Origin of the sequence: Pseudomonas sp. BCA17 (assembly GCF_004519405.1) — a bacterium.
Classification (GTDB): domain Bacteria; phylum Pseudomonadota; class Gammaproteobacteria; order Pseudomonadales; family Pseudomonadaceae; genus Aquipseudomonas.
Genome location: NZ_SGWI01000001.1, coordinates 885,218 through 894,783, shown reverse-complemented (window position 1 = coordinate 894,783; position 9,566 = coordinate 885,218). Strand labels below are relative to the sequence as shown.

The window sequence follows — 9,566 nt, the reverse complement described above, 5'->3', positions numbered from 1 at the left end:
GATCAGGTTGCCGCCAACCGCCGATTCAGTTGATGCCGCCAGCGTACATAGAGCAGGGCGGTGCAGAAGACCGCCAGGCTCGCCAGCATCTCCAGCACCCCGAACAGTTGCCGGTTCGGGTCATACGCCGCCAGCGCACCCTTGATGAAATACAGGTTCACCACGAAGCACATCCACGAATGCCCACGGGTACTGCCCAACAGCATCCCCGGTGCCAGTATCAGCAGCGGCACCCATTCGATCAGCAGGATCACCCATGGGCGGGCGCCGTGCAGGTCTGCGATGAACAGGTAGTACACACAGAGCAAGCCCACCAGACCAAGAAATGCCAACAGGCTCAGCGTCCGCGCCACTTTGACCCGTGGCTCCAGCCACGCTTGCGATGGCAGGGCCTTAGGCTTTCTGGCCACGGCCGTTCTCCAGCAGCAAGGCTGTGTTTGCCAGGCGCAGGCCCAGGGCGCGGCACAGGGTGATTTCATGTTGGTCAAGCATGCGTTTGCCGTCAGGTCCGGCATGGTGACTGGCCCCATACGGCGTGCCGCCGCCCTGGGTGTCGAGCAGCGCTTGTTCGCTGTAGGGCAGGCCGGTGATCAGCATGCCGTGATGCAGCAACGGCAGCAGCATCGACATCAGCGTGGTCTCCTGGCCGCCGTGCAGGCTGGCGGTGGAGGTGAAGACCCCGGCGGGTTTGCCCACGAGGGCGCCGGTGAGCCACAGGTTGCTGGTGCCGTCGAGGAAGTACTTGAGCGGCGCAGCCATGTTGCCGAAGCGGGTCGGGCTGCCCAGCGCCAGGCCGGAGCAGTTCTTCAGGTCATCGAGGCTGGCATACAACGCGCCTTCGTCCGGAATGCTCGGCGCGACGGCTTCGCACTCGGTAGAGATCGCCGGTACGGTACGCAGGCGTGCCTCCAGGCCGGCCTGTTCGATCCCTCGGGCAATTTGCCGGGCCATCTCGCTGACCGAGCCATTGCGGCTGTAATACAGCACCAGCACATACGGAGTCGTCACGGCAGGATCTCCAACACATTCTCCGGTGGGCGACCGATGATGGCTTTATCGGCGGTCTCCAGGATCGGGCGTTCCATCAACTTCGGGTGCGCGGCGATGGCGGCGATCAATTGCGCTTCGCTGAGGTTGGCGTCGGCCAGGTCGAGGGTTTTGTATTCGTCTTCACCGGTGCGCAGCAATTGGCGTGCGCCGATGCCGAGCTTGCTCAGCAAGGCCTTCAGTTGCGCGGCATCCAGCGGCGTTTCCAGGTAGCGCACGACGGTCGGGGCCAGGCCGCGAGCCTCCAGCAACTCGAGCGCACCGCGCGATTTCGAGCAGCGCGGGTTGTGATAAAGCGTCAGATCGGTCATGTGCGGGTCGCATCTTGCGTAAGGTGGCGGGTATTCTACCTGCGCTGCGGCCCGCTCTTAAACCGTAAGAGGCGTTAGGTCGCAGCCAATGTTCATTTTTACGAAGGATTACCCCATGACTAGGCGACTGATCGGTGCATTCGCGATCATCACAACCCTGCTGCTCAGCGGCTGCGGCAATGACTACGGCGTTGACCAATACGGCAAGAAAGTGGCGGCCGAACGTCTGGACAAGCAGTGGGTGGTGGTCAACTACTGGGCGGAATGGTGTGGCCCGTGCCGTACGGAAATCCCGCAGCTCAATGCCTTGGCCGATCAGTTGAAAGGGCAGAATGTGGGGGTGTTCGGCGTCAATTTCGACAATGTGCAGGGTGAGGAGCTCAGGGCGGCCAGCGAGAAGCTGGGGATCAAGTTCACCGTCCTGGCGCAGAACCCGGAGGGGATCTTCGATATCCCGCGCAGCGAAGCGTTGCCGGTGACCTATATCATCGATGACAAGGGCAAGGTGCGTGAGCAGTTGATGGGCGAGCAGACGGCAGAAGGCGTGTTGGCCAAGCTCAAGGCCTTGCGCGGATAAATGTGGGAGGCGGCTTGCCCTCGATAGCGGTGGTCAGTATTGCTGACGGACTGTCATCGGCGGGCAAGCCCATCCCACGTGCGGGCGGTATAAAGGCCGGTCAGCCTTCTTCCCGCCACAAGCGAATCGGCTTGCCCTCGGCCGGCCAGAAGCGGGTCTGTTCGATCGGCGAGATATCCCAGCGTTCAACGCCTTGCAGGGCCTGGAAGAAGCGCTGTTCCTGCTCCATCAAGGCTTCGGCGCAAAGCTTGCGGGTGCTGCCGATCTTGCCGAAACTGAGTTTCTCGCCATCCACGGTGTACGGCGCAAACCAGTGGTTGCAGCCGCCGTTGCCATAGGCGCGACCATCGGCACCCAGCGTCACGGTCAGGTGCGCGTAGTCCATCAATGGCCGCTCACCAATCCACTCCACTACGTAGCTGTGATCCTGCTCCAGCTTCGCCGTGTTGCCGGCGCAGCCGCTCAGGCCGACGCCGATGGCGGCGAGCAACAGAGGGGCTCTCATTGTGCGGCCTTCTGGCATTTCGGGCAGCGGTGCTTGTCGCCTTCACTGGCCCAGCCCAATTCCTTGATACGCGCGTTGGCGGCCGGCTGCAGTGGCTCTTTGGTCAGCTTGGTTTCCACTGCGAATTCAAACTCCAGCACGCTTTCGCAGCTGTCGCAGTTGACCTTCCAGGTGTGAATTTCCAGTTCGCCGAATTTCGGCCCCTGGGCCATGGCGACCCATTGGCCCGCCGGGCGGATGGAATAGCGCGCGTCACCTTCGACGGTCAGGCGCATCGACAGGGTTTTACTGCCACGCAGGGTGACGATCAGTACGTCGCCATGCTTGATCGAACCACCGTTGCCGGTGATCTGATAACGGCCAGGCACCAGGGCACGGCATTCAATCAGGGTGTGTTGCGGGCTCAGCAAGCTGAAGCGGAAATCGTGTTCGGCCATGGATCCTCCAAATAGGCGCGGCATCCTATCACGGGTGCCGGCCTATCATGAGCCTGGTATGTGACCGCTGATCAGCCCTCGACGAGGTTCTGCGGCAGGCCGTTGGCCCATGCCGCAATGTTAGCCAGCGTGGTGCCAGCAATCGCTGCCAGCGCCTCGCGAGTCAGGAATGCCTGGTGGGCGGTGATGATCACGTTGGGAAAGGTCAGCAGGCGCGCAAGCACATCGTCTTGCAAGGGTAAGTCGGACCGGTCTTCGAAAAACAGCTGGGCTTCTTCCTCATACACATCCAGCCCCAAATAACCGAGTTGACCCTCCTTGAGCGCGTCGATCAGTGCCGGTGTGTCGACCAAACCGCCGCGCCCGGTATTGATCAGCATCGCGCCCGGTTGCATATGTGCCAGGGAACGCGCGTTGATCAGGTGTTTGCTGTCCTGGGTGAGCGGGCAGTGCAGGCTGATGATCTGCGCCTCGGCCAGCAGCTCGGGCAAGCTTACGTAGCGGGCGCCGAGGGCCTGCACCTGAGGATTGGGGAAGGGGTCGTAGGCCACCAGTCGGCAACCGAAACCGGCCATGATCCTGGCGAATGTTGCGCCGATCTGCCCAGTGCCGACCACGCCGACCGTCTTGCCGACGAGGTCGAAGCCGGTCAGCCCGTGCAGGCTGAAATCGCCGTCGCGGGTGCGGTTATAAGCGCGGTGCAAGCGACGGTTGAGGGCCAGGATCAACGCCACGGCGTGCTCGGCCACCGCGTGGGGCGAATACGCCGGGACGCGTACGACGGCCAGCCCCAGGCGCCTGGCGGCGGCAAGGTCGACATGGTTATAGCCGGCCGAACGCAAGGCAATCAGGCGCGTGCCGCCTTTGGCCAGGTGCTCCAGCACCGGGGCGCTGAGGTCATCGTTGATGAAGGCACACACCACCTCGTGATGGTCGGCCAGGGCCACGGTGTCGAGGTTGAGCCGCGCGGGCTGGAAGTGCAGTTCCACGCCGGCGGGCAGCGGCTCGCCAAGAAAGCTGTCGCGGTCGTAATGCTGGCTGCTGAAAAGAATGACGCGCATCAAATAAAACTCCCTGTCATTGCGAATTGGGTAAGCGCCTGCAGGGGTCAGGCGCTGACCCGTGCTTCACTGGCCAGGCGCGCAATCGCCATGTCCAGCTCGTCGAGCGCGGCCATGGCTTTGGCGTCGTCCTGCTTGAGCAACGTTTCGGCGCGCTGACAGGCGGCGCGCAGTTGCGGCACACCGCAGTAGCGCGTGGCGCCGTGCAGGCGGTGAACGCGTTCGATCAGGGCGTTGTTGTCATTGGCATCGCGGGCCGCGGTGATGGCCTGGCGGTCGGCCTCCAGAGACGCCAGCAGCATGGCGAGCATATCGGCGGCCAGGTCGGCCTTGTTGGCGGCCAGGCGTAAACCCTCCTCGTGGTCCAGTACCTGCAGTCGCACGCCTGGAGCCAAATTCTCGGGGGTGCGCTCCGGCCCTTGATTGCGCAGGGCCAGGCCGGTCCACTTCAACACCACCTGGGCCAGTTGCCGTTCGCTGATGGGTTTGGTCAGGTAGTCGTCCATGCCACTTTGCAGCAGTGCACGTTTTTCATTGGCCATGGCGTGGGCCGTGAGGGCGACTATCGGCAACGGCGTACCGTGGCGTTCGCTTTCCCATTGGCGAATCGCCTCGGTGCTCTGGCGGCCGTCCATACCGGGCATTTGCACGTCCATCAGTACCAGGTCGAAGGTCTCCTGTTTCACCGCATTGACGGCGGCATACCCGCTTTCCACCGCCTGGACCTTGGCGCCCATGTCTTCGAGCAGGGTTTGCACCAGCAACAGGTTCGCCGGGTTGTCATCCACGCACAGTACACGCGGTGCACGACTGGACAGCGGCTCACCCGGTTCACTGCGCGAAGGCCGCGGGCTGATCAGGTCGGCCAACGCTCGGCGCAACTTGCGCGTACAGGCGGGCTTGGCCTGCAATTGGCTGTTGGGGTTGGGCACCGCCTGGTTGAACAGCATCTGTTCGGTGGTAGGGCACAGCACCAGCACTTTGCAGCCCAGGTGTTCGAGGTCCCATAGATGCTGGTTGAGGCGTTCGGGAGGAATGTCGTTGGCGGTGACGCCGAGTACCGCCAGGTCAATGGCCTGCTCGGTCTGATGCGCGCTGGTGATGCCGTTGGTCAGGTTTTCCAGGGAGTTGAACGGCGTGACTTCAAGGCCGCAGTCTTCCAACTGATGTTGCAGGGCCTGGCGCGCCAGTTCGTGGTTTTCCAGCACGGCCACGCGGCGACCGAGCAGCGGCGGGGCGGGCAGGTCTTCAACGTCGTCGCGGGTCTTGGGCAGGTTAAGGCTGATCCAGAATTCCGAACCTTCACCCGGTGTGCTGTCAACGCCGATTTCACCACCCATCTGTTCGATCAGGCGCTTGGAAATCACCAGCCCCAAGCCGGTGCCGCCCGGTTGGCGCGACAGGGAGTTGTCGGCCTGGCTGAAGGCCTGAAACAGTGCGCGTACATCTTGGTTGGACAGGCCGATGCCAGTGTCCTGCACGCTGATGCGCAGTTGTACGCTGTCTTCCTGTTCGTCCTCGATCATCGCACGGGCCACGATGGTGCCTTCGCGGGTGAACTTGATCGCGTTGCTGATCAGGTTGGTCAGGATCTGCTTGAGGCGCAGCGGGTCGCCGACCAACGCCAGTGGCGTGTCGCGGTACACCAGGCTGACCAGTTCCAACTGCTTGGCATGGGCGGCAGGCGCGAGGATGGTCAGGGTGTCTTGCAGCAAGTCGCGCAGGTTGAAGGGCACGCTGTCGAGCACCAGTTTGCCGGCCTCGATTTTTGAGAAGTCGAGGATCTCGTTGATGATGCCCAACAGGTTGTCGGCGGATTTTTCGATGGTGCCCAGGTAATCCAACTGGCGTGGCGACATCTCGCTTTTCTGCAACAGGTGGGTGAAACCTAGGATGCCATTGAGCGGGGTGCGGATTTCATGACTCATATTGGCCAGGAACTCCGACTTGATTCGGCTGGCCTCCAAGGCTTCCTTGCGCGCCAGGTCCAGTTCGATGTTCTGGATCTCGATGGTTTCCAGGTTCTGCCGTACGTCTTCGGTGGCCTGATCGATGCTGTGTTGCAATTCTTCCTGGGCATTTTGCAGGGTTTCGGCCATACGGTTGATGCCCGAGGCCAGTTGGTCCAATTCCTGGCTGCCCAAGGGTGGCAAGCGTGTTTCCAGATTGCCGTCCTTGAGTTGGGCCACAGCCTGTTTGATCTGGCCGATGGGTGAGTTGATCGTGCGGCTGATGCGCAGTGCCAGAGCGGCGGTGCAGATCAGGCCAATGGCAATCAACAGCAGGCTGGCGAACAGACTGCGATAGCCGCGCAGCAACATGCCGTTGTGGGACAGTTCCACTTCGACCCAGCCCAACAGGCGGTCGGACTCATCGGGGATCAGTTCGCCGGCGAGGTTGCGATGGTGGCCGAATACCGGCAGCAGATAGCGTGTGGCGTCGTTGCCGGTGCGCTGCAGCAATTGTGAGCTGTTACCGGTGGGCGGCTGGTTGAGCATGGTCGGGCCGGCGTGGGCCAGGGGCGAGCGGTCGGGTGCGAGGAACGATACGGTGCGCACGTCCGGTTGTTCCAGGGATTGGGTGGCGATGCGTTCCAGCAGATCCGTGTTTTTGCTGCTCAGGGGCGGAGCCACCAGTGGGGCCAATTGCTCGGCGATCATCTCGCCGCGTTGCAGCAACTGGCTCTGCAATTCCGACAGTTGCATCCAAGTGAAATAACCGCCCAATAACAACGCCATCAGGCTGGTCGGTAATAAGGTCAGCAACAGTACGCGGCCTTTTATCCCCATTCTTCTAAGCACGCCACTCTCCTGCCACCACATTGATATCAATCATTCACACAGGCATCCGGCCCGTGCCACCTGCGCAGTGTAGCCATTTGCGCAGCGTGGATTCTCGTAAATTAATGACATGCGGCAATCTTCGGGCCATTTGCTGCCATCTGGCGATTGCCTGTAACAGTTTAATCTTGAATAATCAGTTATTGAGAATGAATTGCAGACGCTAATGAATCCCGCAGCAGTTGGCCCACCCTGTATCCTGACCATCGAAGATGACCCTGTATTGGGCGCCTATGTGCATGAGCATTTGGGCCGCTGTGGCTTCGAAGTCACATGGTGCCAGAACGGCCGGCAAGGGTTGCAGATGGCCCGTGACCAGGCGTTCGACGTGGTGTTGATGGACATCCTGCTGCCCGGGCTGGATGGGTTATCGATCCTCACGCATTTACGCCAGAGCCATGCGGTGCCCGTGATCCTGATGTCGGCCCTGGGCGCCGAGGCGGATCGCATCAGCGGCTTTCGCCTGGGGGCGGACGACTATCTGCCCAAGCCGTTCAGCATGATCGAGTTGCGCGTGCGCATCGAGGCGATCCTGCGACGGGTCGCCCTGGACCGTCGTCCGCAGGCGGCCCTGATAACCGCGCGCGAAGAAGCACATACCCTGCGCTTTGAGGATGAAGTGTGTGACGTCTTTTACAAGGCGCGCTGGGCCGGGCTGACGCGCAGTGAGTATCGCCTGTTGGAAACCTTGCACCGGAATGCCGAAGAGGTGCTCAGCAAGGCGTTCCTTTATCAGCATGTGTTGCAGCGCGGTTATGCGCCCCATGATCGCAGCCTGGATATGCACGTCAGCCAGATTCGTCGCAAGCTCAAGGTCATCGGCTACGGCGAGCGCGAAGTGCGTACCGTATGGGGCAAGGGCTACGTATTGAGCGGTGCCGATGAGGGGCTTTGAGCGCTTGCCCGGCAAGCACTCGCTGTTCTGGAAGCTCGCCAGCCTGTTGATCGCCTTCTGTTTGCTGATGATCTGGCTCAGTTGGTCCTGGGGCCGGTATATGGAGGAGCAAAGCGCCTACGTGTCTGAAGAGTCCCGCGAGATCCTGCGGGGCTATGCGGCGGGCGCCGAATTGGCCTGGAATACGCAGGGACGTGCGGGTGTCGATGCGTGGCTGCAACTGATGACCACCCGCGAGTCGACCTGGATCGGGGTGATCGGCAAGGATCTGCAATCCCTCAGCAGTACACCGTTGAGCGACAAGGAGAGCCAGCGCCTGACGTTCCTGCGCGGCCTGGAATGGCCGGTCAGTCGTCATGTCAAAGGGCTGCCGTGGCTGAAGGTTGCGTTTCCTGTGAACCCTGGCGCGGGGGCATTGGTGATCGAGCTGCCGCAACGATTCATGCCCGGGCGTTATCAGCTGTTCTGGCGCGTGGTGACCAATGGCGTGATTCCCGGCTTGTTTACCCTGCTGCTGTGCGTTGGCCTCTATCGGTTGTTGATCATGCCCCTCAATCAATTGCGTGAGCAGGCCAACGCCTGGCGCGCCGACCAGTTGAATGCGCGCATGCCTCGCGAGGCCACCCGGCGCCAGGATGAACTGGGCGAGTTGAGCCGGGCCTTTGACCATATGTCCGAGCGTTTGCAGGGCACCGTGGTATTACAGCAACAGTTGCTGCGGGATATGTCCCATGAGTTGCGCACACCCCTGAGCCGCCTGCGCGTGGCCTGTGACAGTGAACAAGACCTGGCGCAACTGCGCGAGCGGTTGAGCCGTGAAATCGACGGCATGCAGCATCTGGTGGAAGACAGCCTGCAATTGGCTTGGCTGGACAGTGAGCGCACGCCCTTGCCCAATGAAGACATCCAGATCCAGGCGTTGTGGGACATGCTCCGGGAAAATGCCTGCTATGAAAGCGATTGGCCTGCGTCGCGTTTGCCGTGCCGCCTGGCGGTCGACTGTTGGGTGCGGGGCAACCTGAATGCATTGGCCCAGGCGTTGGAAAATATCCTGCGCAACGCGATCCGGCATTCGCCCGCTCACGGGGTGGTGCAACTGGACGGCTGTCGCGAAGGCGACCACTGGCACCTGTGGCTGGAAGATCAGGGTGGCGGGATTGATGAACAAGACCTTGAACGCATCTTCGCGCCCTTTACCCGCCTGGAGGGTTCACGCCCCGGGGACGGTGGTTTCGGCCTTGGCTTGAGCATTGCCCGCAACGCCGTGCAGCGCCAGGGTGGGCGCTTGTGGGCGGAAAATACCGGGCAGGGCCTGCGCGTGCATCTGCGACTCGTGGCTCGCTAACCCTCAGGTGCGCCGCTGTTTGCGCTTTTTCCATTGGTGGGCAACCCACCAGCGCCAGTACAGCATGGTCAGGCAGTAGGCCAGCGCCGCCAGCAGCAAACCACAGACCACCGAGCCCAACAGGAATGGCTGCCATAGCGTGCTCAGTTGGCCGCTGATCCATTCCCACGTCAGGTTGTCGGGCAGGCTGCGTGGCGGCACATTCATCAGCCAGGCGCCTGTCAGATAGGTGCCGACAAACACAAACGGCATGGTGATCGGGTTGGTCAGCCACACCAGGCTGACAGCGATGGGCATATTGGCGCGCACGCTGATGGACAGGACCGCCGCCAATAACATCTGAAAGGGAATCGGAATAAACGCGGCAAACAGCCCAACCGCCATGGCGCGCGCCACGGAGTGCCGGTTCAGGTGCCAGAGGTTGGGGTCATGCAGCAACGTGCCGAGAAATCGTAAGGACTTGTGTTCCCTGATACTGCTGGGATCGGGCATGTACCGTTTGAATAAGCGCCGGGGCATAAGGGGTCCAGGTCAGTTCGAGGGGCAAG

At 61.7% G+C, this 9,566-nt stretch carries 11 protein-coding genes; 3 read left to right on the top strand and 8 right to left on the bottom strand.

All coding sequences use genetic code 11. The features are described 5' to 3' along the window. Window positions 1-2: 2 nt before the first annotated feature. The 3 genes from EXW71_RS03910 to arsC are packed head-to-tail and all read right to left on the bottom strand — an operon-like array spanning window position 3 to window position 1,358. Window positions 3-410 (bottom strand): DUF2069 domain-containing protein, encoded by a 408-nt coding sequence (locus EXW71_RS03910; protein WP_134657656.1) that lies wholly within the window; start codon window positions 408-410, stop codon window positions 3-5. Continuing rightward, window positions 394-1,008: an NAD(P)H:quinone oxidoreductase gene (gene wrbA / locus EXW71_RS03905; RefSeq protein ID WP_060755635.1), complete on the bottom strand. Its 615-nt coding sequence runs from the start codon at window positions 1,006-1,008 to the stop codon at window positions 394-396. Before wrbA ends, EXW71_RS03910 begins: the two co-directional genes overlap by 17 nt. Then, entirely contained in the window at window positions 1,005-1,358 is a 354-nt protein-coding gene (gene arsC / locus EXW71_RS03900) for an arsenate reductase (glutaredoxin) (protein WP_134657655.1), read from the bottom strand. Before arsC ends, wrbA begins: the two co-directional genes overlap by 4 nt. A gap of 115 nt (window positions 1,359-1,473) precedes the next feature. Here arsC and EXW71_RS03895 point away from each other — a divergent pair, with 115 nt between their 5' ends. Continuing rightward, a complete protein-coding gene (locus tag EXW71_RS03895; protein WP_134657654.1) occupies window positions 1,474-1,935 on the top strand; it encodes a TlpA disulfide reductase family protein in 462 nt (153 codons plus the stop codon). Between the two features lie 100 nt (window positions 1,936-2,035). Here the strand turns inward: EXW71_RS03895 and EXW71_RS03890 are convergent, their stop codons facing one another. The 4 genes from EXW71_RS03890 to EXW71_RS03875 all read right to left on the bottom strand — a co-directional run bounded on the left by EXW71_RS03890 (window position 2,036) and on the right by EXW71_RS03875 (window position 6,739). After that, window positions 2,036-2,440 (bottom strand): META domain-containing protein, encoded by a 405-nt coding sequence (locus EXW71_RS03890; RefSeq protein WP_134657653.1) that lies wholly within the window; start codon window positions 2,438-2,440, stop codon window positions 2,036-2,038. Next, window positions 2,437-2,877: a hypothetical protein gene (locus EXW71_RS03885; RefSeq protein ID WP_134657652.1), complete on the bottom strand. Its 441-nt coding sequence runs from the start codon at window positions 2,875-2,877 to the stop codon at window positions 2,437-2,439. The genes EXW71_RS03890 and EXW71_RS03885 overlap by 4 nt, the downstream gene beginning before the upstream one ends. Window positions 2,878-2,948: 71 nt before the next feature. Beyond that, the gene (locus EXW71_RS03880; protein WP_134657651.1) at window positions 2,949-3,938 is read right to left on the bottom strand and encodes a 2-hydroxyacid dehydrogenase; all 990 of its coding nucleotides are present in this window, start codon (window positions 3,936-3,938) and stop codon (window positions 2,949-2,951) included. 47 nt (window positions 3,939-3,985) lie between these two features. After that, a complete protein-coding gene (locus EXW71_RS03875) occupies window positions 3,986-6,739 on the bottom strand; it encodes a response regulator (protein WP_134657650.1) in 2,754 nt (917 codons plus the stop codon). A gap of 205 nt (window positions 6,740-6,944) precedes the next feature. On the opposite strand from EXW71_RS03875, the gene EXW71_RS03870 reads away from it, so the two are divergent. Both EXW71_RS03870 and EXW71_RS03865 read left to right on the top strand, forming a co-directional pair. Beyond that, complete coding sequence (locus tag EXW71_RS03870; protein ID WP_134657649.1) at window positions 6,945-7,673, top strand: response regulator transcription factor; 729 nt, start codon at window positions 6,945-6,947, stop codon at window positions 7,671-7,673. After that, window positions 7,660-9,018, top strand: coding sequence for a sensor histidine kinase (locus tag EXW71_RS03865; RefSeq protein ID WP_134657648.1), 1,359 nt, complete (start codon window positions 7,660-7,662; stop codon window positions 9,016-9,018). The genes EXW71_RS03870 and EXW71_RS03865 overlap by 14 nt, the downstream gene beginning before the upstream one ends. Window positions 9,019-9,021: 3 nt before the next feature. On the opposite strand, the gene EXW71_RS03860 is transcribed toward EXW71_RS03865, so the two are convergent. Further along, a complete protein-coding gene (locus tag EXW71_RS03860) occupies window positions 9,022-9,537 on the bottom strand; it encodes a DUF2062 domain-containing protein (protein ID WP_134657647.1) in 516 nt (171 codons plus the stop codon). Between the last annotated feature and the right edge of the window lie 29 nt (window positions 9,538-9,566).